Below are 24,242 nucleotides of genomic sequence, written 5' to 3' on the forward strand. Positions count from 1 at the left end.
GAGGTCGCGGGCTTGCCCCGCTACGATCCCGGCGCCGGCCCGGACGAGGTGGCCGCCCTCAGCGGATTCGGTCACGTCATCAAACTCTCCAACAACGAAAGCCCGTTCGGCATCTCGCCGGCGGTCGCCGAAGCCGTACGCCGGGGCCTGGACGGCGGTGTCTCCCGCTACCCCGACCCCACCGGCAGGCGACTGGCCGAGGCCATCGGGAACAGCCTGGACGTGCCGGCCGAGCGCGTCGTGCTCGGCAACGGCTCGGAGAACATCCTGGAGCTGCTGTGCCAGGCCGTCCTCGATCCCGGTGACCTGGTCATCACGCAGGCGCCCGGGTTCAGCCTGCACGAGATCTTCCCCCGGGTCATGGGTGCCCGGGTCCAGAAGGTCCCGGTCACCGCCGACTTCGGGTTCGACGCGGCTGCCTGGCACGACGCACTTGCCACCGGCCCGAAGCTCGTCTTCCTCGCCAACCCGTGCAACCCCACCGGCGCGGTGCTCAGCGCCGCCCAGCTGGAGCAGGTCGTCCAGGCCACACCGGAGTCGGCCCTGCTGGTGCTCGACGAAGCGTACGGCGAGTTCGCCCGCGCCGACCCGGAGTACCCCGACGCCCTGGAGGCCCTGCGAGGCCGGAACCGGCCATGGATCGTGCTGCGCACCTTCTCCAAGGCCTACGGCCTGGCCGGGGTCCGGGTCGGGTACGGCATCGCCTCGGACACGGCCCTGATCCAGGCGCTGGACCGGGTCCGTACGCCGTACAACGTCAACCAGCCGGCCCAGGACGCCGCCGTCGCCGCCCTGGGCGACCATGCGCACCTGGCCGACACGGTCCGCCGGACCGCCGCGGAGATCACCCGGGTCGCCGACCGGCTGCGGGGTGCGGGGCTGCGCGTGGTCCCGTCCGCCACCAACTTCCTCTTCATCGACACCGGCCGCCCTTCCGTCCGGGTCGCCCAGGAGCTGCACCGCGCCGGAATCATCGTCAAGCCGTGGCGCGAGCCGGGATACGAGACCTATATCCGAGCCTCCCTGTCCACCCCCGAGGACAACGACGTCTTCGTGCGGTGTCTGACGGAGATCTACGCGAAGGGCACATCGTGATCAAAACCAAGATGTCCGACCTGATCGGGCGGACGCCGCTGCTGAAACTGCCGGTTCCGGACGGTTCGGCAACCGTCCTGCTGAAGATGGAGCAGTTCAACCCCACCGGCACCGCCAAGATCCGGATGGCCAGGAACATGGTGGACGAGGCGGAGGCGGCGGGACTGCTCGCCCCGGGCGGGTGGCTGGTCGAGTCCACCTCCGGCAACACCGGACTCGGCCTGGCGCTCATCGCCGCCGAGCGTGGGTACAAGTTCACCGCCGTGGTGGACAACCACTCCAGCACGGACAAGCTGCGCGGCATGCTCGCCTACGGCGCCGACATCCTCAACGTCGCCGGGGACGAGGAAGGCCTCGCCACCGCCGAACGGGACACCGTCGCCGAGCGACTCGCGGCCGAGCACGGCGCCTACTGGACCGCGCAGCACCGCAACCAGGGTAATCCCAACGGCTACCGGCCCCTCGCCCGCGAACTGCACGACGACCTGGGCGACGGCATCGACTACCTGTACGGGGCCGTCGGTACGGGTGGCTCACTCTGCGGCACCGGCCGCGTCCTGCGCGAACGCATCCCGGACCTGAAGATCATCGGCGTGGAGCCAGTGGGCTCCGTCGTCTTCGGCGGCAAGGGCGCGACCTACCACCAGTCCGGCACCGGCACACCCGAGGGCTCGGAGATCGGCGACGTCGTCGACTACGAACTGTTCGACGAGGGGGTCAAGGCCAGTGACTCGGAAGCCTTCGAAACCTGCCGGTACTTGGCCAGGAACTTCGGCATCCTGATCGGCGGCTCGGCGGGCGGCGTGGTCTACAAGGCCCTGGAGCAGGGGCAGAGCTCCGGACCCGGCACCACCATCGTCGTGCTGGTCTGCGACGGGGGCGACAAGTACCTGGACACCGTGTTCAACGACGACTGGATGGCCGCCAACGGCCTGTACGACGAGCGCGTCGCCCGCCGGCTGGCCGCGATGCTGCGCTGACGCCCGCCCCGACCGATGCTCTGGGCACCCGGCGAAGCCACCCGATTCGCTGACGTGCCGTACGCCGCGAAACGCGGCCCCTGAAGTGCTCTTCTGCCGGGGTCACGCCAGGCGATCCGCCTGAGCTGCCGGGCCCCTTCGCCCCCGCCTACGAACTGGTACCTTCCTGCCATGAAAATGAAAACGATAACCGTAACTGTTGCAGTGCTGACGGTGCTCGCGGTCACGGGCTGCACGGCCGACACCGCCGCCGATGCCGGCGAGCGGTCTACGGGTACGGGGACGCCCGCGGCGACGGCCTACCCGTTCACCCTCAAGAACTGCGGCACCGACGTGACCTACAAGGCCGCGCCCAAGAAGGCCGTCACCCTCAATCAGACCGCCGCCGAGATCCTCATCCACCTCGGTGTGGGTGACCGGATCGCCGGATCGGGCTACGAGATCGAGAAGACGCCGGCCGAAATCGCCGAGCAGTACGAGAAGATCCCGCAGCTCTCGGCGCCCGGGCAGGAGATCAAGCACGAGAAGCTGCTGGAGGCACAGCCGGACTTCGTCTACGGCTCCTTCGCGAGCATGTTCACCGCGGAGCAATCCGGGGACCGCAAGCAGCTGCACGATCTGGGTGTGCCGACCTACCTGACCGAGTTCGACTGCTCGTTCCACGAGAGCGTCGCGGGCGCGGACTTCGACATGCTGTACGAGGAGTACCGCCGGCTGGGCAAGATCATGGGCGTGCCCGCTGCCGGCGAGAAACTGGCGGCCGAGCAGAAGGCCGTCGTGGACAAGGCCTTGGGCGCCGTCAAGAAGCGGGACAAGCCGCTGAAGGTGATGTGGTTCTACTCCACCTACGAGGGCACTCCGTGGGCAGCCGGCCCCGGTGGCCTGCCGCAACACATCTCCCAACTCGTCGGGGTGGAGAACATCTTCGCCGACGCCAAGACCAAGTGGGCCGAGGTGAGCTGGGACGAGGTCGCCGCCCGCAACCCGGACGTCATCATCCTGGCCGACCTGACGCGGGGCGAACCCAACGACACCGCCAAGGAAAAGATCGACCTCCTCAAGAAGGACCCCCTCACCAGCAAGCTCGCCGCGGTGAAGGGCGACCGGTTCATCTCCATCCCCGGTTCCCACATGGATCCCAGCTACGGCAGCGCCTCCGTGGTGCCCGCGCTGGTCGACGGCCTGAACCGGCTCTGGTGAACCGCCCACCACGATGACAACGAGTTCACACACGACCGCCGCGCCCACCGGAACCACGAGTACCAGCCGTGAAACCGTTCCGGTGCGCCGGCGGCGCGCCTCGACGGTGGCGCTCTTCTTCCTGGCCGGGGCCGGGCTGCTGGTGTCGGTCGTCGCCGCGTCGATGTTCGGGAGCGCGGACATCCGGCCCCTGGACGTCGTCTCCACAATCCTCCGGCATGCCGGTCTGGACAGCCTCGCCCCTACGCCGCCGCTGCCGGGACTGCTGGACGCCCTGGTCTGGGAGTCGCGCTTCCCGCGGGTGCTTCTGGCCGCCGTCGTCGGCATGGCCCTCGCGGTCTCGGGCGCAGTCCTGCAGGCGGTCACCAGGAACCCGCTGGCCGACCCCTATCTGCTGGGAGTCTCATCCGGAGCCTCCACCGGTGCGGTCGCCGTGCTCCTGCTCGGCATCGGCGGAAGTATCTCCTTGTCGACCGGCGCATTCGTCGGCGGCCTGGTCTCGTTCGGCCTGCTGCTCGCGCTGCTGGGCGGCGGGCGCGTCGCCAGTCCTTCACGGGTGGTGCTGACGGGCGTGCTCGTGTCCCAGTTCTTCGCCGCGCTCACCTCGGTCATCCTGATGGTCAGCGGGGACGCGAACTCCACCCGCGGCTTCACGTACTGGCTGCTCGGCACCCTCGGGGGAGCCCGGTGGGAGGGGGTGAGCGTCACCGTCGCGATCATCCTGGCGGGGGTGGTCGCCATCCAGTTCCTCGCGCCGGCCCTGGACGCCTTCACCTTCGGGTGGGACTCCGCCGCGGCACTGGGGATCAACGTCACCGCGGCCCGCATCTGGCTGATGGTGCTGACCTCGGTGATCACGGCGGCCGCCGTGGCGGCCTCGGGCGCGATCGGCTTCATCGGGTTGCTCATTCCGCACGCCGTCCGCATCCTGGCCGGCCCGACGCACCGCACCCTGCTTCCCCTGTCCGCGATCACCGGGGCCGTCTTCCTCATCTGGGTGGACGCGTTCGCACGGACGGCGTTCAACCCCCACGAACTGCCCGCCGGCGTCATCACCGCCCTTCTCGGCGCGCCCGCCTTCGCGCTGGTCCTGAAGCGTCTGGAGTCCTGATGGGCCGCATCACCACCGACCACCTCTCCTGGTCCGTCAAAGGCCATCGGCTGCTCGACGGCATCGAAATGGCGGCACACGACGGGAAGACCGTCGGCCTCCTCGGCCCCAACGGCTCAGGCAAATCAACACTGCTGCGCCTGCTCGCCGGCCTGCGCCGCCCCGACACCGGAACCGTCCGTTACGACGACACCTGCCTGGCCGACCTCGGCCGCCGGGTGCTGGCCAGACGGCTGGCCGTCGTGGAACAGGACGTGTCCGCCCACCACCACGTCAACGTCCGCCAGGTCGTGGAACTGGGCCGCACCCCCTTCCGTGGCCGCTTCGACGCACTAACCGAACACGACCGGCGGATCGTCGACGCGGCACTGGAACGCACCGACCTCACCGACAAGCAGCACCGCAGCTGGCACACCCTGTCCGGAGGGGAGAAACAGCGCGCCCAACTCGCCCGCGCCCTGGCCCAGGAGCCGCGGGAGATCCTGCTGGACGAACCCACCAACCACCTCGACATCCGCCACCAGCTGGAACTCCTGGACCTGCTGACGTCACTGGACGTCACGTGCGTCGTCGCCCTCCACGACCTCAACCTCACCGCCCGGTACTGCGACCACATCGTCGTGATGGACCACGGGCAGGTGGCCGCCGCCGGCGCCCCGGAGGCCGTGCTCACCCCGGAGCTGATCAGGTCGGTCTACGGAGTGGACGTGCTCGTCGACCGCGAACACACCACTGGTGCCCTCCGCATCACCTACCTGGCCGCCGCCACCACGCGGACGACTGCCAGAACGACGATGCCAGTCGATGCCCCGTAGAACTCGTCTGCTGAGCGACGCCGGCGACCTCGGCACGGTTCTCGGTCACAAGGAGGGCTCAGTGCATGCGGCGTTCCTCCAGCTGCTCGAGATCCACCTCGACCTGACCGCCCTCGTCGCGGACCAGCCACACCCGCTCCTCGCCGATGGTCAGGAGGTCCTCGATGGCCCGGCGGGTGCGGCGCAGGGTGAGGGTCTGGAGGAACTCGCCGATGTCGAGCAGCCACAGGACGGTGAGCGCGACGACGTTCTCCCTCAGGATCAGGGAAATGACGGGCGCGGCGGTGACCAGGGTGTCGGTCCCCGGATGACTTCGGCCACGCACGGTGCGCAGGGCCCCGTGGAAAAACGGCAGACCGGTGAAGAGTGTGATCGCGCCGAGGACACCGGAGGGGCCGACGCCGATCCGGGGCCGGCCCAGCAGCCGACGCAGCGCCACGACGGCGAGAACGGCTCCGCCGACCACTAGCCGGGCGACCTCTCCGGTGGAGGAGTCCGGGGCTGAGCGGGTGGCCTTGGCAGGTGCGGAGGGCGGCGGGGCCTCCTCAAGGGCCTCGACCAGGGCGTCCGGGTCCAGGTCTGCGGGATCCATGCAGATCACGACGCTGCCGGTGCGGGGAAGGACGCGCAGGGCGCGGAAGCCGGACAGACCGCTCAGCCGGTCGTCCACGAGGCCGGCGCAAGCCGGGCCGGTCCCGCAGCCAGGGCACGGTCAGCCGGGCCCGTCCCGTGGCGAGCGAGCGGACGAGTACCGCGGGCATGATCAGTGCTCGTGGCCGTGGTCGTCGTGGTCGACCTTGACGGCCGCAGGCGGTGGGACTTCCTCACCGAGCGAAGTCCTGGCCTCCGCGAGCATGTCTCCGGCCTTGAGCCGGGCCTCCTCTCCAGTCCGGACCCGCGCCCACGGTGCGGTGCGGGTACCCCGCCCGGGGTGCCGCGCTGAACGCGGGGCCCTTTTAGAGGGTCCTGTGGGGTGTGTCAAGTCCCGACTTTCCGCAACATGACCCGGGTGTGGCGTCCGGGGCTTACTTGTTTTGCGGGCCTCACCGGAAAGGAAACGAGGCGACACGGAAGAGGAGGAAGACCTCGCAAGAGGAATTCCACCCCCCGAAGTCACCGCAACCCGGAATTCCGGGACACCTCACATATCCCTTTTGAATGGCAGGAGAAAGTCATGATCCGCAAGATTCACACCAACGATGTCGTCCGCCCCAAGCGCCGGAGCTTTCGTATGGCGACTCTGGTTGCTTCGGCTGCTGTGGTGACCGGAGGGGTCCTGCTCCCGGCTGCCGCCGCCTCGGCGGCTCCGATGCCCTCCCAGGCGGTCGCCTTCGCCTTCCCCGAGGGAGGCGGCAAGGGCGGCGACGGCGGTGACGGTGGCGGCGGCCTGGTCGGCGGTGGCGGTGGCTCCGGCGGTTCCGGTGGCGGCAGCGTCCTGGGCACCGGTGGCGACGGCGGCAAGGGCGGCAACGGTGGCGACGGCATCCTCTCCGGTGGTGGCGGTGGCGGCGGCGGTGGCGGCGGCGACGGCAAGATCGGCGGCAACGGCGGTGCCGGCGGCAAGGGCGGCAGCGGCCTCTTCGGCGGGAACGGCGGCGGCGGCGGTGGCGGCGGCGACGGCTGGGTCAAGGGCGGCAACGGCGGCAAGGGCGGCGGCGGCGGCTTCGGTGTCTTCGAAGGCGGCGACGGCGGCAAGGGCGGCAAGGGCGGCTTCGGCGGCATCTTCGGCGGCCAGGGCGGCGCCGGTGGTGCCGGTGGCGGCAGCATCTTCTGACCCGCACGACCGGTCCTGACGGGGTGGAGGTCTCCGGGCCTCCACCCCCCACCCCCCACCCTCCGCCCCCCACCCCCACTCCCACTCCTCTTTGCAAGTAATGCGCTGGACGCCGGGATCATCTGACGCCCACTCACCCCCCGTACACTCCTTGATCACGACACGGAGAACCCCCATGTCCACCATTTCCTGGCAGCGACCGCTCATCCTGGCGGCGGCCTCCCTGGCTCTCGTCACCGGTACGGCGTGTGCCGCGCAAGCGTCGGAGTCGCACGCTCCGACCGGCATCAGCTCCTCGGTCGTCGGTGATCACCCGGAACCCTGCGTCATGGTCGGCAAGGGTGGAGAGGGCGGGGCGGGCGGAGAAGGCGGCAAGGGCGGCAAGCCCGGCCAGCCGGGTGAGCCCGGCAAGCCCGGCCGCTCCGGTTGCCTCCGGTTCGACGACCTGCCCGACAAGCCGAAGTCGGAACTCTCGATGGTGGACAAGGTCCACATCGTGATGCTGGTGCTGGCCGCCGACGACTCGGACGAAACCAAGAAGAAGATCGCCGAAAAGTACGAGATCGCACTCGGCCAGATCGACTCGTGGAAGGACCACTACCTGGACGGGAACTGGTTCGCCCTGATGGACGGGGGCCTCCCCTTCTGTCCGTGACGCACGAGGGACACGGTCCCTTCCCCGGGAGCCCCGGCCCCATGCAGGCCGGGGCTCCGTGCATCCCCGTGCATTGACCGGACGTCGATCCGCCCCATTGACACCCACCCGACGCGGAAATCCGGACACCGGAAAACCGCGTCACGGAAAACAGATCTTCGGCAAGGGAGAATCTCATGCGTGTGCGCTCTTGGAAGTTCCGTCTCGGCCTCGTCGTCTCCAGCGCCCTGATCGGCGCCGGTGCGATGGCGCCCGCCGCCACGGCGGCTCCGGCGTCCCCGGCCCAGGCGGCCACGGCGCTCGGCGGCCAGTTCCCCGACTCCGCGCCCACCGGAGGCGACAGCCGCCCGGGTAAGGGCCGGGGCCAGGCTCCGGGCATGGGCCGGTTCGTCGGCGGCGGGAACTTCGGCGACGTCAAGGTGGGCAACGGCAGTGTCCGCGTCGGGGACAGGGTGTGCGCGGGGAACTGCGAGGGCACCGTCAACGGCACCGCGGGCGGTGACGGCGGTGTCTGTGTCGGGCGGTGCAGCGGCAGCGCCAACGGCGGCAACGGCGTCGACGGCGGACCCGGCGGCGACGGTACGGACGGCGGCAACGGCGGGGTCTGCGTCGGCCAGTGCCACGGCAGCGTCAACGGCGGGAACGGCGGCAACGGCGGGAACGCGCCCGCCGGCGGTGACGGCGGCAACGGCGGCAGGGGCGGCAACGGCGGCACCTGCATCGGCGCCGGCTGCCAGACCAGCGGCCAGGGCGGCCGCGGCGGCAACGGTGGCGCCGGCTGACCCCCGGCGAACCGCCTGGTACGCGGGTAGCAGGCACCGGCCGGACGTCCGGCCGGTGCCTGCGGCTGCGAACGAGCAGCCGGGTGGATCACTGAATAGACTCGGATGTGGAAGAGCGGCCTGTGACGGGGGCGCCTGATGAGCTCGGCATCGAACCTGGGCATGTACACGGGCCGGACCTCCGGCCTGATCGGGAAGCAGATCGCGGGCTACCGCGTCGAGGAGCTGCTCGGCCGCGGTGGCATGGCCGTCGTCTACCGGGCGAGGGACCTGCGCCTGGACCGTACGGTCGCGCTGAAGCTGATCGCCCCGGAGCGGGCCCGCGACGACACCTTCCGGCGCCGCTTCACCCACGAATCGCGGGTCGCCGCGCAGATCGACCACCCGCACATCGTGCCGATCTTCGAGGCCGGCGAGACCGAGGGCGTCCTCTACATCGCCATGCGTTACGTCCCCGGCCTGGACCTGCGGGCCCTGCTGGACCGGGAGGGCCCGCTCCCGGTTGCGACGGCCCTGCGCATCGCCACCCAGGTGGCGTCAGCGCTCGACGCGGCCCACGAGCACGACCTGGTGCACCGCGACGTCAAGCCCGGCAACATCCTGATCGCGGCCGGCACCGACAGCGACCACCCCGAGCACGTCTACCTCACGGACTTCGGCCTGACGAAGAAATCGCTGTCGCTCAGCGGCTTCACCACCGCGGGCGAGTTCGTCGGCACGCTCGACTACATGGCGCCGGAACAGATCTCGGGCCGGCCGGTGGACGGCAGGTGCGATCTGTACAGCCTCGCCTGCGTCGTCTACGAGACCCTCGCCGGCGGCCCCCCGTTCGTCCGGGAGGAGGACGTCGCACTGCTCTGGGCGCACCAGTACGACCCGCCTCCCCCCTTGACGGAGCGGCGGTCCGGGATCGCGCCGGCCGCGGACGAGGTCCTGGCCAGGGCGCTGGCGAAGGTCCCCGAGGACCGTTACGGCTCCTGCCTGGAGTTCGCGGCGGCACTGCGCGCCGCGGCCGCGAACGGTGAAGGTGCGGGTGCGGGTGCGGGTGCGGGTGCGGGCGCGGGTGCGGGCGCGGGGGCCGATGGGCCGTCCCCGGCCGCCACCGCTGCCGGGGCCGCCCCGGCCGCCACCGCTGCCGGGCCCGCCGCACCGCTGCCGGAGCCGCCGGCCTGGGCCTCACCGGTCCTCCGGGGCCCGGGCCCGTGACGTGAACGAGGAACGGCCCGTACGGCGTTACCGTACGGGCCGTTCCCCTGCGGGTCGGGTCGTCAGAGTCCCAGCGAGATGGCCAGCCGCGTCATCTCCGCCGTCGTGTTGATGCCCAGCTTGGCCCGGATGCGGCGCAGGTAGGCGTCGACGGTGTGCTTGGAGAGTCCCATCTGGCGGGCCGTCTGCAGGTAGGTGCAGCCCGCGGCGATGTGGCGCAGCGCCTCCTGCTCGCGCGGGGCCAGCGTGGTGGCGGCTGCGGGGGCTTCGGCGTGCGGCGGGGTGAGGGTGAGGCTCATGGGATTTCCTCCGACGAATCGGTTCGGCCATCGCTGCTCACTCCCTCGGAAGCAGAGGGACATATCCCGGAATGTCCGTTTTATGCCCGTGCTCAAAAGCTTGGCCGCGGGACTTCACGGCCTCGTCCGCCGACTGTCACAGGCGTGTCACAGGGGACCCCGGCTCAGAACCCGACGAGCGACTGCTCCGCCCAGATGGTCTTGCCGACGGCGGCGTGCCGGGTGCCCCAGCGCTGGGCGAGCTGGGCGACCAGCAGCAGCCCGCGGCCTCCCTCGTCGAAGATCCGGGCCCGCCGCATGTGCGGGGCGGTGTTGTTGGCGTCGGAGACCTCGCAGATCAGCGTGCTGTCCTCGTGGATCAGCCGCAGCTGGATGGGCGGCCGGCCGTACCGGATGGCATTGGTGACCAGCTCGCTCACCAGGAGTTCGGTGACGAAGGAGGCGTCATCCAGCCCCCAGGCCGTCAGCTGGTCGGTGGTGTACCGGCGGGCCTGGCCGACCACTGAGGGATCGGAGGGCAGGTCCCAGACGGAGACCTTGTCCTCGTGGAGGGCCCGGGTCCGGGCGACGAGCAGCGCGACGTCGTCGTCGGGACGGTGGGTCAGCATGGCGGCCAGGACCCGGTCGCACACCGTGTCCAGCGTGGACGCGGGACGCGTGAGGGCTGCGAACATGCTGTCCAGGGCGTCGTCGACGTCGCGGTCGCGCCTCTGGAGCAGGCCGTCGGTGTAGAGGGCGAGGAGGCTGCCCTCCGCCAGCTCCACCTCGGCGGTTTCAAAGGGCAGACCCCCCAGCCCCAGCGGCGGCCCGGCGGGGACGTCGAGCAGGTATACCGAGCCCTCCGGGGAGACCACGGCGGGTGGCGGATGACCGGCCCGCGCGACGGTGCAGCGGCGGGTCACCGGGTCGTACACGGCGTAGAGGCAGGTGGTGCCGATGCCGCCGGCCGCCTCCCCGGCACTGTCCGGGCCGGTCTCGTCGGCGGACAGGTGGATGATGAGGTCGTCGAGGTGGGTGAGCAGCTCGTCGGGCGGCAGGTCGACGTCGGCGAGGGTGTGCACCGCCGTGCGCAGCCGGCCCATGGTGGCCGTGGCGCGGATGCCGTGGCCGACGACGTCGCCCACGACCAGCGCCACCCGTGCGCCCGACAGCGGGATCACGTCGAACCAGTCGCCGCCGACGCCGGCCTCGGTACCGGCCGGCAGGTAACGGGAGGCGATCTCCAGCGCCGCCTGGTCGGGCAGCGTCTGCGGGAGCAGGCTGCGCTGGAGCGTCATGGTGGTGGTGTGCTCGCGGGGGGCGTGCCGGCGCCGGTCCTGGATGCCGGCCGCCACCCTCGACGCGAGTTCCTGCGCCAGCCGGAGGTCCTCCTGCGCGAACGGCTCCCGGTGCCGGTGCCGGCTGAACAGGGCCACCCCGTGGGTGACGCCGCCGGCCCGCAGCGGCACCACGATCATCGAGTGGACCCCGTACTCCGCGATCCAGGACGCCGCGGGGTCCTGGGCCACCCACCGGGCGAGGGCCGTGTGGGACGAGCCGTACATGTCGCCGCCACCCCCGCCGAGGCACTCCGCGGGGGGCGACAGCGGCGGATAGGCGGTCGTCTGGCCGACGGCGACCCGGGACTCGGGGCTCCCGTCGAGGATCGACCGCACGGCGGTGCGGCACACGGTGACCGGGTCCGCCGGCGGCCCGGCGGGCGGCCCGTCGGGGCGCTGGGCCGGCTCCAGCAGGTCGACCACCGCGAAGTCGGCGAGTCGGGGGACGAAGGCGTCGGCCAGCTCCTGTGCGGTGTGGACGTCGTCCACGGGGGTGCCCGGGAGGGCGCCGGCGGCGTCCTGCAGGAGGACCCGGTGCGGATCGTCCTCCGCCGCCCCGGTCCGCTCGTGCGCGGTCAGGCACACGGCGCGCAGTCGCCCGTCCGTGTCCCGAACGGGGGCCAGCGAGGCCGCCCGGCCGGGCTCCGGGCTCCCGTGGGCGGGGCGGACGAAGGCGTCCACGTCCTGCGGCTCACCGTTCTCCCACACCAGGCGCATCTTGCGCTCGATCTCGTCGCTCGCGGGATCCGGCGCGATCTCCGGCAGCCGCAGCCCGCGCATCTCGGCCTCGGTGAGGGAGAGCGCGCGCTCCATGCCGGCGTTCGCCCGGACCAGCCTCAGATCCGCGTCGAAGACCGCCAGGAGACAGGGGGACTGGTCGAGCACCCATCCGTCCAGCGGCTCACCGGGTGACGTCCCCGGTCCTCCGGGCACGGCGGACACCACGAACCACTTGGCGGTCCCGCCGGTGGACGTCCAGCGGTGCGCGAGCAGTCCCAGTTCCATCCTGCGGCCGTCCCGGTGGCGCAGCGCCACGGTCCCGCTCCACCGCTCCTGTCCGGGCGCCGCCAGCGCCGCCGTGACCCCGGGGTCGTCGGCGAGCAGGCGGGCGGCGGGCTGCCCCACGACCTCGGCGGGCGGGTAGCCCAGCAGCCGGCGGGCGTACTCGCTCCACTCGGTGACGAGGCCCTGCTCGCTGATGGTGGCCGTGGCCGTGTAGGCCGAGCCGGGGGAGGCGTTCGTGTCCTGCGGCCCCTCACCGGGAGAGGTGGGAAGTTGCTCCATCGCCGTTCACGCCCTCGCTAGTTCCTGCCGGTGTCCCACGGCAACCTCTACGGGCAGGGGCTCCACTGACAAGCATGATCCGGCGGGGCAAGGAGCACCAATGCAGTGCCGTCCCGCCGGGCATCCGGCCGGGCGGGCGAGGACCAGCGCGAGGACCGCGCCCCCGGCCCGCCACGCCATCGCCCGGCGCCCTCCGCCGAGCACCGGCGGCCGCAGGCCCCGGATCCGGATCCGGCGCGGAGCCGCGCCGAAGACGGTGCTCCGGTCGGCCTTGACGGCGGCTTCCTTCAGGGCCCAGGCACCGGCCAGGCCATCGGCCCGGTCCGGACCGGCGAGCGCGAGTTCCGCCGCCGAGAAGGCGTGGTGGGCGACTCGGCGTACGACGGCGGCCGAGGCCGTCTCGCACAGGTCCACGCCGACCGGCCCCGGAGCCACGGCCGCGGCGACGTGGCCGGCGGTGTGGCTGATGGAGACGTGCACGGCGGGAACGGGGCGGCCGCCGACCAGGGCGCGCGGGCTGCCGTCCCCGCGCGGCAGGACCTCCACCTCCTCCACCGGTGCCCCGGCGGCCAGCCCGACCAGGCGCTTGGCGAGCAGGCGTCCGGCCAGCCACTCGGCCTGCCGCCAGGCGGGCAGCGCCCGCACCACGCACTGCTCGGCCGCGGACAGGTGCGGCCCCCCGCGGAGGTCGGAGCGCCGTGCCACGAGGAGCCCGGCCCCGCCCCACCAGTGGATCCTGCCCGGCGCGATCGTCCGGAAGACGGTGTCCATGGCGGCGGCGGTCAGGCGGCCAGGGCCGCGTCCGGCTGCCGCAGCCCGCGCTCCAGCGCGGTCACGGCGTGACGGATCTGCTCGGGCGTGTGGTCACGGGTGACGAAGAAGCGCAGGCGGGCCAGTTCCTCGGGCACCGCCGGATAGAGGATCGGGTTGACGCTGACGCCCTGCCGGAACAGGGCTTCCGCGAGCCGCAGCGTTGCCGCCGAGTCCCCCACGATGCACGGCACGATCGGCGTGTCGTGGCTGTCGCCGATGTCGACGCCCGCATCCCGTGCGAGGCGGGCGAACAGCGCCGCGTTCTCCGCCAGACGCGCCACGCGCTGTGGCTCCGCGCGCAGCGTGCGCAGCGCGGCCAGGGAGGCGGCGGTGTCGGCCGGGGTCATGCCGGCGCTGAAGACGAAGCCCGGCACCGTGTACCGCAGGTACTCGACGACCTCGCGCTTCCCGGCCACGTAACCACCGCAGCTCGCCAACGCCTTGGACAGGGTGCCCGACCACAGCTCGACCTCGGAGCGGTCGACACCGAAGTACTGGCCGATGCCGCGCCCGGTCGCTCCGATCGTCCCGACGCTGTGCGCCTCGTCGATCATCAGCAGCGCGCCGTGCCGGCGCTTCACCTCGATGAGGGCGGGCAGGTCGGCGATGTCGCCGTCCATGCTGTACACGCCCTCGATGACCACGAGGACCCGCCGGTACTGGTGGCGGATCTGCGTCAGGACGGCGTCCAGGGCGGCCGCGTCGTTGTGGGGGAACGGCCGCCGCGTCGCTCCGGACAGCTTGCAGCCCTGCAGGATGCTGTCGTGGGCGAGGGAGTCGTGGACCACCAGGTCGCCCGGCCCGACGAGGTGCCCGATCACGGTGACGTTGGTGGCGTGGCCGTTGGCCAGGGTGATCGCGTCCTCGGATCCGAGCAGCCCGGCGAGTTCCGCTTCGAGTTCCAGGTGGAGCGGGCGGCTGCCGGACAGGAGCCGGCTGGCGGAAGCCGACGTGCCGCAGCGTTCGATCGCCTCCTTGGCGGCCTCGTTCACCCGGGGGTCGGTCGCCAGGCCCAGGTAGTTGTAGCTGGAGAAGGAGAGGAGTTCGCGGCCGTCGACGACCGTGGTGTCCGTCATGCCGCGCTCGTGGACGAGGAAGTACGGGTTGGGCAGGCCCAGCCGGGAGAGCAGGGCCAGGCGCTCGCCGTGCCCGGTGACCTCCGGGAAGCACTCGATCCGGGTGTGCTCCTCCGGCAGCGGCGCGCCGGCGGGCGGGTCTGCGGGCAGGGCGTGCGCGGGCGGGTCTGCCGGCGGGTCTGCGGGCAGGGCGGGCCCGGGCGGGTCGGCGGGCGCCTGCAGGGGGACGGCCGCCGGTCCGGCCTCCCCTGAAGCGTTCGCGATCATCGCGGCGATGCTCGCGACGGTCGGCCGTTCGGCGGCCCGCTCGTCGAACGTCCACCGCGGCCACAGCCGCGCCAGGGAGGTGAACAGGTCGGTCAGCATCAGCGAGTCGAAGCCGAGGTCGTCGACCAGCAGCTGGTCCCCGCGCAGATGGCTCACCGGGAACGCGCTGATCCGCGCCACCTGCGCGAGCACGGAACCGGTGACCTCGTCGGCGCCCCCGTCGGCGCGCTCCTCTCCGTCCGCGCGCTCCTCCCCTTCCGGGGCGGCGGACACCGGCCGGGCGGCGGCCTCCGGCCCGGCCGGAACCGGTGCGGGCGCCGCGGGCGGGGCCGGGGCCGCTGCGGCGGTCCGCTGACCGGCGGACCGGTCGGACGGCGCGTCCTGCGCCGGCAGCGCCTCGCCGAGACGGGACAGCAGCGTCACCTGCCGCTGCGCCAGCCGGAGCAGTTCGCTCATCGGGTCGTGCGGGTCCGGGCTCTGGTGGTTCGGCGGGGTCACGGTGTGCTCCATCGGGGTCTGAGGGGCCGGTACGGGCCGGGTCGGGAGGGAGGTGGCGGGGGCGTCGGGGGCTTCGGGCGCGGGGCGCCGGCCCGGCAGCCAGTGGGACCGGGCGGCGAGCCGCGCCGGCGGCAGGTCCAGCAGGCGGCGGTCCTCCTCGGGGACCAGGGCGCGCGGGTCGACCGGGGCGCCCAGGACCGCCAGCCGGGCCAGGGCCAGGACGAAGTCCCGGCCGCTGTCCGGCGGCGTCCCCGTGGCCGGGACGACGAGCACGTCGCCGTGGCCGGCGAGGTTGCGGCGGACCGCGGACAGCAGCGAGCTGCCGCCGGTGACCTGGAGGAACACGCGGGCCCCCTGCTCGTACGCGGTGCGGACGGCTTCGTCGAAGCGGACCGGCGCCGACGCGTGCCGGGCCCACAGCCCGCGCAGCCGGCCGGGATCGGTGCACACCGCCGCGTCCACGGACGAGACGAACGGCAGGACGGGGCGAGTGATGCGGCGGTCGTCGAGCCCGGCGCGTACGGCCTCCTCGGCGCGGGCCAGTCGCGGCGAGTGGAAGGCGTCCGACACCTCCAGCCCGACCGTGACGATCCTGGCGTCGGCACAGGCCCGCCGCATGGCGTCGAGTCCTCGCCGGGTACCGCTGACGACGACCTGCCGCGGCTCGTTGAAGCAGGCGAGCCACACGTCGTCGATGCCGTCGACGAGCCGTCGGCAGGTGTCCTTGTCGGCCTGTACGGCGAGCATCCCGCCCGGGGTCTGGGCCTCGGCCTGCCCCAGGGCCGCGCCGCGGTGCGCCAGCAGCCGGACGGTCTCCTCGTCGGTGAGCGCTCCCGCGGCCGCGGCCGCGGCGAACTCTCCGACGCTGTGGCCGAGGGTGAGGTCAGGGGTGATGCCGCAGTCGCCGAGGAGCCGGGTGACGGCCAGCTGGACGGAGCCGAGCAGCGGCTGGCACACGTCGGTGGCGGCGAGCCGCCGCCGCAGCTCCTCGGCGGTCCCGCCGGTGGGCGCGGCCTTGCCGTACAGCAGGCCGGTGGGGTCGAAGCCGGTCTCCCGGCGGACCACGGAGCCCAGCCGGTCGACGGTCGCCCGGAAGCCGGGGGACCTGTCGTAGAGGTCCCGCGTCATGCCGGGCCGCTGACTGCCCTGGCCGGGGAAGACGAAGGCGATGCGGCGCTGCGCGGGCGGCAGCGGGGCGTCGGCGGCGAAGGCGCCCTCGCCGAGGTCGCCGCCGGCACCGTCCTCCAGCTGCCGGCGGGCGCGGCGCAGCCGCCGGGCGAACTCCTCCGTGTCGGCGGCGACGATCGCGAGCCGGGTGGCCAGCGGCGCACGCGCGCCCAGCGTGTGGGCCAGTGCCGTGATCGGCGTGTCGGGCGCGGCGTCCACCAGCTCCAGCACGTCGCCGATGTGACGGTCCAGCAGCTCACGGCTGCCGGCCGAGAGCAGGAGGAGCTGGGGCGCGGCGCGTCCGGCGCGTCCGGGGTCTCCGGGGTGTCCGGCTGGTCCGGCCGGTCCGGTACCCGCCGGGGTGCGGACGGGGACCGGTGCGGGCTGCTCCTCCAGGACCACGTGGACGTTCGTGCCGCCGAAGCCGAACGAGCTGACGGCGGCCCGCCGCGGGGCGCCCGCGCCCGGCCACGGCCGCGCCGTACCGGCGATGCGCAGACCGGCGGCCCAGATGCGCAGCTCCGGATCAGGGGTGGTGTCCGGCTGCGGCACGATCGTCCGGTGGTGGACGACCAGGGCCGTCTTGATGAGCCCCGCGATGCCGGCCGCCGAGAGGGAGTGCCCGATGAGGGCCTTGCCGGAGGCGAGGTAGCACAGGGCGGGGTCGTCGTCGGGGTACTCGGTGCGCAGCCGGCGCAGCGCCTCGACCTCGGCACGGTCGCCGGCGGCGGTACCGGTGCCGTGGGCCTCCAGGAAGCCCACGGAGGAGGGCGGGACACCGGCGTCGTCGTAGGCCCGGCGCATGGCGCGCAGCTGTCCCTCGGGGGTGGGGACCAGCGGCCCGGGGGAAGCCCCGTCGTTGGCCGAGCCGATGCCCTTGATCACCGCGTAGACGCGGTCCCCGGCGGCGAGCGCGTCGGCGAGCGGCCGGATGACGACGACACCGGCCCCTTCGCCGAGGACGAACCCGTCGGCACGCTCGTCGAACGGGCGGCACACCCCGGAGGCGGACAGCGCGCGGAGCCGGGAGAAGCCGACCAGGCTGTCGGGAGTGAGGTTGAGGTGGACACCGCCGACGACGGCGATCCGGCAACTGCCCTGCCGCAGCCGGACGATCGCCTGGTCGAGGGCGACCAGCGAGCCGGAGCACGCGGCGTCGACGACGAAGCTGGGACCGCCGAGGTCGAACTGCCGGCTGACGGTGCCGGCCGCCATGTTGAGCAGGCTGCCGGGCAGCGTGAAGGCGTGGACGGTGCCGAGCCGTGCGGCCCGCTCCCGCTCCCCGCCGGCGTCCGTGGCCCCGGCGATGCCGAGGGCCCGGAGGGGAGCCGTCATGAGGTCCTTGTAGTCGGACGCCGACATCCCGAAGAACACCCCGGTGTTCTCCCGGTCGAAGTCACCGCGGCCCAGGCCCGCGTCGTCGAGGGCCTCGCGGGCCACGTCCAGCATCAGCCGGTGCTGCGGGTCCATGGACCGGGCCCGGGCCGGCGGTACCCCGTAGTGCAGGGCGTCGAAGCGGTCCACGTCCTCCAGGAAGGCGCCCCGGTCGGTGTACGCGGCGTTGGGGGCGGACCTGTTGCCCGGTTCGTGGAAGGGCGCGTGGTCCCAGCGTTCGCCCGGGACGGTGGAGAACTGCCGCTCCCCGCTCAGCAGGAGCTTCCAGTACGCGTGGACGTCGGGGGCGCCGGGGAAGCGGCAGCCGAGTCCGGTGATGGCGATGTCGGTCATGAGGTGTATTCCTTGTCTTGCGGGTCGGAGTGCCCCGGTGGGTCGCTGTGCGCCGGGCGGACAGCAGCCGGGGCCGCGGGGGAGTGGCGGCGCGTCGCCGTGGTCAGCGGCGCGCGGCTGCGGGGGTGGGGGTGTGGGTGGGCGTGGGGGTGCGGGTGGCGGCGGGGGTCGCGGGCGGCGGCGGACGTGATGCCGGGCCCGGCGGTCTGCGCCGCAGCGGCCACGGCGCCCACCAGTTGAGGCCGCCCGCCAGCCGCATGAGCGCCGGTACGAGCACGCCCCGGACGAGCGTCGCGTCGAGGAGGACACCGAGGCCCGCCCCGATCCCGAAGAACTGGAGGAGGGACACCCGCGAGGTGCCGAAGCTCAGCAGGGTGAACGCGAGCAGGGCACCGGCGGTGGTGACGATGCCGCCCGTGCGGGCGATGCCCGAGACGATCGAGGCGGCGTTGTCCTGCCCGGCGTCGTACGCCTCCTTGATGCGGGCGAGGACGAAGACCTCGTAGTCCACCGAGAGCCCGAAGACGATGCAGAACAGCAGCACCGGCATGGTCGTGCTCAGCGGGCCGGGCGTGAAGCCGAGCAGGCCGCTCAGATGGCCCGTCTGGAAGACCCACACCATGGCCCCGAGGACCGCGGCCAGGCTCAGGGCGTTCAGCGCGATCGCCTTCAGCGGCAGCAGCAGGCTGCGCGTGAAACCGAGCAGCAGCACGAAGGTGGTGGCGGTGATCAGGCCCAGTGCCAGCGGGATCCGGTCGCCCACCGTGTCCTTGGCGTCGACCAGCACCGCGCTCGGCCCGCCGACCAGGACGTCCGTCCCGGCCGGGGCGGGAGTCGCCCGGATCTCGCGGACCAGCTCCTGTGCGGCGCGCGACCGGGGGTCGGCCTGCGGCACCACGGACAGCCGGGCCGGCCCGCCGGCGGCGGCCCCGGCCGCGGTCACGTCGGCCCCGGCCACGGACACGTCGGCCCCGGCCACGGTCATGTCGGCCGCGGCCGCGGAGCCTCCGGTGCCGGCGCCGTGGTCCCCGGCCCGCTCGCCGTACCGGAAGCCGCCGGAGGCTCCGGTGACCTGGGCGACCTCCGGGAGCGCCGACAGCCGGCGGGCGTACTCCTGTTGCTCCGACGGGGACGCGCCGCCCGTGAGGACGACGGTCAGCGCGCCGGAACCCTGCACGTCGAACGAGCTGCGCACCAGGTCCCCGGTCTGCCGGCCGGACGCGCTCACCGGCAGCGCCCGGTCGTCGGGGGTCGCGAAGCCGGCCTGTGTGAACGGCGCGGCGAGCACGACCAGCAGACCGATCACCGGCAGCGCCGCGAGCAGCGGGCGGCGCACCACGATCCGCGCCAGCCCCCGCCACAGGCGGGACTCCGGCCCGGTGCGGGCCCGGCGGCGCCACGGCACGGCCCAGGCGTTCACCCGCTCGCCCAGCAGCGCGAGCAGCGCCGGCAGCACGGTCACGGCGCTGACCGCCGCGATCACCACCACGGCGATGCCCGCGTAGGCGAAGGAACGCAGGAAGTACGGGGGGAACACCAGCAGCGTCGCGAGCGCCGCGGACACCGTCGCGGCACTGAAGACGATCGTGTGGCCGGCGGTGCGCACGGTCCGCAGGGCGGCGTCACGCGGTCCGTGTCCGGCGGTGAGCTCCTCACGGAAGCGAGAGACGACCAGCAGGCCGTAGTCGATGCCGAGCCCCAGTCCGAGTGCCGTCGTGAGGTTCAGCGCGAACACGGACACGTCGGTGACGGCGCCCAGCGCGCTCAGGACGAGCAGGGTCCCGGCGACGGCCAGAACCCCGATCAGCAGCGGCAGGGCTGCGGCCACCACGCTGCCGAACACCAGGACCAGCAGGACCAGGGTTCCCGGCAGGACGACGGACTCGGCCCGCAGCAGGTCGGACTCCGAGATCTCCTGGAGCTCGGCGTCGACCAGGGCCGGCCCTCCCACGTGCACCGTCAGCGCCGACGGGGAAGCGGCCGGGCCGGTCAGCTCCTCGCGCAGCTCCCGCACCCGCTCGCCGAGCCGCTCACCCTCGCCGTCCACGTGCGCGACCACCATGGCCGCGCGTCCGTCCCGGCCGCGCAGCTCGGCCGCGCCCCCGGTCCAGTAGGAGTTCACGGCGCTGACGTGCGGCTCGGCGGCCAGGCGCCGGGTCAGCTCCTCGCCGGCGCTCCGGGCCGTCGGGGCGTCCACGGAACCGCCGCGGGCCTGCGCGACCACGACCAGGTTGGGCGACGCCCCGAGGTGCTCCGCCGCCACGCGGGCGGCACGGCTGGACTCGGACCGTGGATCGTCGTATCCCTGCGTCTTCAGCCGGCCGGTCGCATCCGCGCCGAACACCGCGGACAGCACGAGGAACACGAGCGCCGCGAGAAGGACGAGTCGGGGACGACGGGTCACGAAGCCGCCTGCACGACGGGCCATGATGCCTCCGCTCCTGGGTTCGGGGTTGCCGCTCTGCTCTGCTGCAGTACGGGCGATTTCCACCGTGCCGGGGGCGGGGACGGGGCCGTAGTCCCTGCTGTTCGTTACTTGACAGCGGCCGGGGAGCCGGTCCGGGCCGGTCGCGGGGGCGTACACGGGGCGCCCGCAGGGCGCCCGCGGGGCGTCCGCGGACCCACGGGTGCAGGCGGCCCGGTGCGGTGCCAGGCTGGGAGGAGGACGCGGCCGGCGGGGGCGCGGTGCAGGGACGGCCCAGGCGCACGGGCGGGGGAGAGGGGGCGTCCCGTGACCGTGAGGAGACCCCCATGAAGGGCAGAGCGCGAGGCGGCACGGCCCGGACCCGGTCACGGTGGCCGGTCGTGGCGGGAGCCGTGACCTGCGGCCTGCTGCTGGTCGCCGGGCCGGGCACCGCGGCGCAGGAGACGACCCGGCAGGCCCCCGCCCCGCCCTGTGCGAGCGAACAGCTCATCGCGGACAGCGCGCAGCGGACCGGCGGCGACGGCGTACGGATCACCGTGATCAACGACGGGCCCGGGGCTTGCGTCCTGCGGGGCTTCCCCACGGTGGCCCTCGCCGGTCAGGGCTCGCCGGACCGCAACACGCCCCTGAAGGTGGTCCGGCAGGGCCAGGCCCGCCCCGTGCAGCTGGAGGTCGGCGGCCGGGCCTCGACGCAGCTCACCTTCACCCCGGTGCTCGGCGAGGCCGACGGCTACTGCGCGTCCGGCGCCGAGCCGACCGTCGCGCCCTCACTCGTCCTGGGCGTCGGAGGTGGCGGACTCCAGCTGGCCCCCGAGGATGGCGGGGACTTCGCCCTCTGCGGCACCACCGTGCGTGCCACGGCCTTCCGCGGCAGCGGCTCCTGATCCCGCAGCTGTCAAGCCACGAACTCCCGAGACGTGACCCGCGCTCTTCCGGTCGTGCCTAGTGGAAACCGGCGCCTCACGCGGACTGCGTGAGGCCGGAACCACGACGACAGGGAAGAGAAGACCGCCGATGAACTCCCGCACCACCACCACCGATACCGACACCGACACCAACACCGACATCGATACCCCGACGACCACCGGCACCAGGACCCGATGTCCCGGGACGAGGACTCCCGGATGCGCGTGCGCGCCGCGCGGGGCGTGCGGCTCGCGCACGCCGGCCCTCAGGGAGATCAAGCGCTGGACGGTGGCCGACCGGATACCGGCGGAATCCGACGGCATCTCCCTCGCCCGGTCCGTCACCGACTACACGCGGGCGAGGGGAAAGCACTTCCTGCCCGAGCGCATGCTGGTCCGGCTGAGCGGAGTACGGCAACGGCACGCCGCCGACCGCCCGTTCCTCGACGCCTTCCTCGACTGCATGCTCGACAAGCACGAGGGCCGGTTCCGTAATCGCAGCTACCTGGCGCTACCGGTCCTGGAGCTGCTCATGGATCCCCGGCACACCGCCGTGAGCGCGGACCGGATGGCCACCCTGCTCGTCTCGGACGTCGTCCGCTTCGAGATCACCGCGGCAGGCGGGTCCCGCGAGGGGCCGGCCCGGGGCAGGCCCGGCCCGGCGACGCTGGGTACGCGGTTGCGCCACGCCCTGCGGTTCGTGTCGCAGGGCCTCGGCCGGCCGGACACCGGGGGCGAGCTGCCGTCACGCATGACGCAGACCCCCCAGCCCCGTCTCGAAGACCTCGTCGACCACCTGCCGCGGCCACCCGCGACGGCTGCCTGGCAGTGGTTCCACCTCACCGTCCAGCCCGTCCACGTCGTGCACGACGAGTACTTCTTCATCCGCGCCCTCCAGGCCCACGAAATGCTCTTCGCCGAGGCCGCGGCGGACATGAAGGCGGTCATCGCGGCACTGCGCCGTGGGGACACCGAAGGGGCCGTGGAGCGAACGGACCGTGCGGCCGCAACACTCGGACGCGCCGCGGTCCTGTTCCGGATGGTCGCCACGATGCGGTCGGAGCAGTTCTCCGCCTTCCGGCAGTACACCCTGGGCGCGAGCGCCATCCAGTCCGAGCAGTACAAGCGGTTCGAGAGCCTCTGCGGTGTTCCGCGCGTGCCGAGGCTGCACTCGGCGGCCTTCCTGAACGTGCCAGCCGTACGGGCCGAGGCCGAAGACCCCGGCCACGACACCGTGACCCGGGCCTGCCTCGACCTCCGCGGCGACGGAGCCGTGGGCCCGACCGAGCGGGACCGCCTCGACGCGGCGCTCGGCCGGCTGGAGGCCGCGCACCAGCGGTGGAAGTCGGCCCACCGCGGCCTCGCCGCGCGCATGCTCGGCGACGCGCACGGCTCCGGGTACACCGACGGCGTTCCGTACCTGACGGAGTGCCTCGGGAACCGGCTGTTCTGGCAACTCGGCTGTCAAGTCCCGAGAACTCGCGACATGCCGTGACCCGAGGCCTACGGGCTTACTCGAGACCTGCACTCGCGTGTGTGCGCGGGAGCGGAATCCACAAGATCCACGCCTTCCGCCCATGGAGGCGATAATGGCTTCAAGGAGCGAGCAGATGCGCACAGCCACCAGATTCCCGATGTCCTACCGCGGGGGGCGAGCGTCGTGAGTTCCGTACCTCCTCCGGCCGAACGCCCCACCGGCCCTCCCCCCGGTCCGCTGTCCGGCGGGTCGACGCACGAGCAGTCCGGACCGCCGTCACTGCCCCCCTCAGCGGGTCCCCCGACGGCCCCGGGGCTTCCCCCGCCGCCCCCACCGCCGGAACCTCCCGGCCCTCCGCCGGGCGGCGGCGGCCCGGGCGAGCCGGGCGGGCCGGGCGGGCCGGTCGGGCCTGGCGGGCCTGGCCCGCGCCGTGCGGGGCGCGCCCACGGATGGCGGTCGCGCAAAACCGTACTGAGCGCCGGCACCGCGGTGGCCATGGCCACCGCAGTGGTCCTCGCCTTCACCGTCATGGGCGGCAACGAGGCAGCCGGCGGCGAGGTGTTCCTCGAATCCACCGCGGCGGCCGGCCCGGACCCCTTCACCCCCTCGACGGCGACGGAGTCCGATCCGCCCGAGGTCACGTCCCCGGCCGCATCCGGCACGTCGAAGGGCGGCACGAGCGGCGCCCGCACCCTCCAGGTCAACGGTGCGCACCCGGGGCTGTACGGCGGCACCCGGAACGTCGCGAGCTGCGACGTGGAGAAGCAGATCAAGTACCTCACGGAGCACGAGGACAAGGCGGAGGCCTTCGCCGCGCCCCTGAAGATCGGCCAGCCCGAGATCCCCTCCTACCTGCGGTCACTCACACCCGTGCGGCTCGCCTGGGACACCCGGGTCACCAACCACGGGTACAAGAACGCCGCCCCGACCAGCTACCAGGCAGTCCTGCAGGTCGGCACCGCCGTCCTGGTCGACGACCGCGGCGTCCCACGCGTCCGCTGCGCCTGCGGCAACCCCCTGACGCCGCCCGTCGCGGTCAAGGGGAAGCAGACGTACAGCGGCAAGGAGTGGTCGTCGTTCCAGTCCTCCGACCTCGTCGTGGTCAAACCCGCCGAGAAGCCGGTGAAGGCCGTCACGATGTACGACCACGACCGCAAGGACTGGTACGAGCGCCCGAGGGGAGATGCCCAGGGCAAGCACGACCAGGAGATCCCTCCCCCGAAGGGCCACGAGCCCGACGCACCCCCGGCCCTGCCGCCGGCGGAGCCCGGACCTGGGGAAGGACATCCGGACGAGAACAAGGAGCCCGACAAGGGGAGGGATCCGGTGAAGGAGCCGGACAAGGACCCGGCGCAGGAGCCTGAGA

19 protein-coding genes are annotated in these 24,242 nt (G+C 73.1%); 12 read left to right on the forward strand and 7 right to left on the reverse strand.

What is annotated here, in order from left to right:
• Nucleotides 1-12: 12 nt before the first annotated feature.
• The 5 genes from hisC to ACFY61_RS23510 all read left to right on the forward strand — a co-directional run bounded on the left by hisC (nt 13) and on the right by ACFY61_RS23510 (nt 5,201).
• Nucleotides 13-1,095 (forward strand): histidinol-phosphate transaminase, encoded by a 1,083-nt coding sequence (hisC, locus tag ACFY61_RS23490; RefSeq protein WP_389474785.1) that lies wholly within the window; start codon nt 13-15, stop codon nt 1,093-1,095.
• Entirely contained in the window at nt 1,092-2,075 is a 984-nt protein-coding gene (locus ACFY61_RS23495) for a PLP-dependent cysteine synthase family protein (RefSeq protein WP_389474786.1), read from the forward strand. Before hisC ends, ACFY61_RS23495 begins: the two co-directional genes overlap by 4 nt.
• Before the next feature lie 204 nt (nt 2,076-2,279).
• Nucleotides 2,280-3,275 carry an ABC transporter substrate-binding protein gene (locus ACFY61_RS23500; protein WP_389474787.1) on the forward strand — a complete coding sequence of 332 codons (996 nt, stop codon included), beginning with the start codon at nt 2,280-2,282 and terminating at the stop codon, nt 3,273-3,275.
• A gap of 82 nt (nt 3,276-3,357) precedes the next feature.
• Nucleotides 3,358-4,386 carry a FecCD family ABC transporter permease gene (locus ACFY61_RS23505; protein WP_389474788.1) on the forward strand — a complete coding sequence of 343 codons (1,029 nt, stop codon included), beginning with the start codon at nt 3,358-3,360 and terminating at the stop codon, nt 4,384-4,386.
• Nucleotides 4,386-5,201, forward strand: a complete 816-nt coding sequence (locus ACFY61_RS23510; protein WP_389474789.1) for an ABC transporter ATP-binding protein — start codon at nt 4,386-4,388, stop codon at nt 5,199-5,201. The genes ACFY61_RS23505 and ACFY61_RS23510 overlap by 1 nt, the downstream gene beginning before the upstream one ends.
• 58 nt (nt 5,202-5,259) lie before the next feature.
• Here the strand turns inward: ACFY61_RS23510 and ACFY61_RS23515 are convergent, their stop codons facing one another.
• Together ACFY61_RS23515 and ACFY61_RS23520 are read right to left on the reverse strand one after the other, a co-directional pair.
• Nucleotides 5,260-5,871 (reverse strand): hypothetical protein, encoded by a 612-nt coding sequence (locus tag ACFY61_RS23515; RefSeq protein WP_389474790.1) that lies wholly within the window; start codon nt 5,869-5,871, stop codon nt 5,260-5,262.
• 93 nt (nt 5,872-5,964) lie between these two features.
• Nucleotides 5,965-6,318, reverse strand: coding sequence for a DUF1490 family protein (locus ACFY61_RS23520; RefSeq protein WP_389474791.1), 354 nt, complete (start codon nt 6,316-6,318; stop codon nt 5,965-5,967).
• A gap of 57 nt (nt 6,319-6,375) precedes the next feature.
• On the opposite strand from ACFY61_RS23520, the gene ACFY61_RS23525 reads away from it, so the two are divergent.
• The 4 genes from ACFY61_RS23525 to ACFY61_RS23540 all read left to right on the forward strand — a co-directional run bounded on the left by ACFY61_RS23525 (nt 6,376) and on the right by ACFY61_RS23540 (nt 9,618).
• A complete protein-coding gene (locus ACFY61_RS23525) occupies nt 6,376-6,975 on the forward strand; it encodes a hypothetical protein (RefSeq protein ID WP_389474792.1) in 600 nt (199 codons plus the stop codon).
• A gap of 175 nt (nt 6,976-7,150) precedes the next feature.
• Nucleotides 7,151-7,630 (forward strand): hypothetical protein, encoded by a 480-nt coding sequence (locus ACFY61_RS23530; protein ID WP_389474793.1) that lies wholly within the window; start codon nt 7,151-7,153, stop codon nt 7,628-7,630.
• Nucleotides 7,631-7,806: 176 nt separating this feature from the next.
• A complete protein-coding gene (locus tag ACFY61_RS23535; RefSeq protein WP_389474794.1) occupies nt 7,807-8,412 on the forward strand; it encodes a hypothetical protein in 606 nt (201 codons plus the stop codon).
• A gap of 138 nt (nt 8,413-8,550) precedes the next feature.
• Nucleotides 8,551-9,618, forward strand: coding sequence for a serine/threonine-protein kinase (locus ACFY61_RS23540; RefSeq protein ID WP_389474795.1), 1,068 nt, complete (start codon nt 8,551-8,553; stop codon nt 9,616-9,618).
• Between the two features lie 62 nt (nt 9,619-9,680).
• Here ACFY61_RS23540 and ACFY61_RS23545 read toward each other — a convergent pair whose 3' ends face one another.
• The 5 genes from ACFY61_RS23545 to ACFY61_RS23565 form a co-directional block, all read right to left on the reverse strand.
• Nucleotides 9,681-9,917, reverse strand: coding sequence for a response regulator transcription factor (locus ACFY61_RS23545; protein WP_389474796.1), 237 nt, complete (start codon nt 9,915-9,917; stop codon nt 9,681-9,683).
• A gap of 164 nt (nt 9,918-10,081) precedes the next feature.
• Nucleotides 10,082-12,520: a SpoIIE family protein phosphatase gene (locus ACFY61_RS23550; protein ID WP_389474797.1), complete on the reverse strand. Its 2,439-nt coding sequence runs from the start codon at nt 12,518-12,520 to the stop codon at nt 10,082-10,084.
• Nucleotides 12,521-12,526: 6 nt separating this feature from the next.
• Nucleotides 12,527-13,291, reverse strand: coding sequence for a 4'-phosphopantetheinyl transferase family protein (locus ACFY61_RS23555; RefSeq protein ID WP_389474798.1), 765 nt, complete (start codon nt 13,289-13,291; stop codon nt 12,527-12,529).
• An 11-nt stretch (nt 13,292-13,302) separates the two neighbouring features.
• On the reverse strand, nt 13,303-18,069 hold the full coding sequence (locus tag ACFY61_RS23560; RefSeq protein ID WP_389474799.1) for an aminotransferase class I/II-fold pyridoxal phosphate-dependent enzyme: 4,767 nt from the start codon (nt 18,067-18,069) through the stop codon (nt 13,303-13,305).
• 103 nt (nt 18,070-18,172) lie between these two features.
• Entirely contained in the window at nt 18,173-20,497 is a 2,325-nt protein-coding gene (locus ACFY61_RS23565; protein ID WP_389474800.1) for an MMPL family transporter, read from the reverse strand.
• A gap of 323 nt (nt 20,498-20,820) precedes the next feature.
• Here ACFY61_RS23565 and ACFY61_RS23570 point away from each other — a divergent pair, with 323 nt between their 5' ends.
• The 3 genes from ACFY61_RS23570 to ACFY61_RS23580 form a co-directional block, all read left to right on the forward strand.
• Nucleotides 20,821-21,378: a DUF4232 domain-containing protein gene (locus tag ACFY61_RS23570; protein WP_389474801.1), complete on the forward strand. Its 558-nt coding sequence runs from the start codon at nt 20,821-20,823 to the stop codon at nt 21,376-21,378.
• A gap of 130 nt (nt 21,379-21,508) precedes the next feature.
• A complete protein-coding gene (locus tag ACFY61_RS23575; protein WP_389474802.1) occupies nt 21,509-22,894 on the forward strand; it encodes a tryptophan 2,3-dioxygenase family protein in 1,386 nt (461 codons plus the stop codon).
• Nucleotides 22,895-23,371: 477 nt separating this feature from the next.
• A partial coding sequence (locus tag ACFY61_RS23580; RefSeq protein WP_389474803.1) for a DUF6777 domain-containing protein occupies nt 23,372-24,242 on the forward strand: 871 nt, incomplete at its 3' end.

The organism is Streptomyces sp. NPDC012888, assembly GCF_042900645.1.
Classification (GTDB): Bacteria; Actinomycetota; Actinomycetes; order Streptomycetales; family Streptomycetaceae; genus Streptomyces.

Excerpts from the sequence above, each read along its gene's own strand:
- ACFY61_RS23510 (WP_389474789.1), top strand. The coding sequence starts at position 4,386 with ATGGGCCGCATCACCACCGACCACCTCTCCTGGTCCGTCAAAGGCCAT.
- ACFY61_RS23525 (WP_389474792.1), top strand. The coding sequence starts at position 6,376 with ATGATCCGCAAGATTCACACCAACGATGTCGTCCGCCCCAAGCGCCGG.
- ACFY61_RS23530 (WP_389474793.1), top strand. The coding sequence starts at position 7,151 with ATGTCCACCATTTCCTGGCAGCGACCGCTCATCCTGGCGGCGGCCTCC.
- ACFY61_RS23535 (WP_389474794.1), top strand. The coding sequence starts at position 7,807 with ATGCGTGTGCGCTCTTGGAAGTTCCGTCTCGGCCTCGTCGTCTCCAGC.
- ACFY61_RS23540 (WP_389474795.1), top strand. The coding sequence starts at position 8,551 with ATGAGCTCGGCATCGAACCTGGGCATGTACACGGGCCGGACCTCCGGC.
- ACFY61_RS23545 (WP_389474796.1), bottom strand. The coding sequence starts at position 9,917 with ATGAGCCTCACCCTCACCCCGCCGCACGCCGAAGCCCCCGCAGCCGCC.
- ACFY61_RS23550 (WP_389474797.1), bottom strand. The coding sequence starts at position 12,520 with ATGGAGCAACTTCCCACCTCTCCCGGTGAGGGGCCGCAGGACACGAAC.
- ACFY61_RS23555 (WP_389474798.1), bottom strand. The coding sequence starts at position 13,291 with ATGGACACCGTCTTCCGGACGATCGCGCCGGGCAGGATCCACTGGTGG.
- ACFY61_RS23560 (WP_389474799.1), bottom strand. The coding sequence starts at position 18,069 with ATGACCGACATCGCCATCACCGGACTCGGCTGCCGCTTCCCCGGCGCC.
- ACFY61_RS23565 (WP_389474800.1), bottom strand. The coding sequence starts at position 20,497 with ATGGCCCGTCGTGCAGGCGGCTTCGTGACCCGTCGTCCCCGACTCGTC.
- ACFY61_RS23570 (WP_389474801.1), top strand. The coding sequence starts at position 20,821 with ATGAAGGGCAGAGCGCGAGGCGGCACGGCCCGGACCCGGTCACGGTGG.
- ACFY61_RS23575 (WP_389474802.1), top strand. The coding sequence starts at position 21,509 with ATGAACTCCCGCACCACCACCACCGATACCGACACCGACACCAACACC.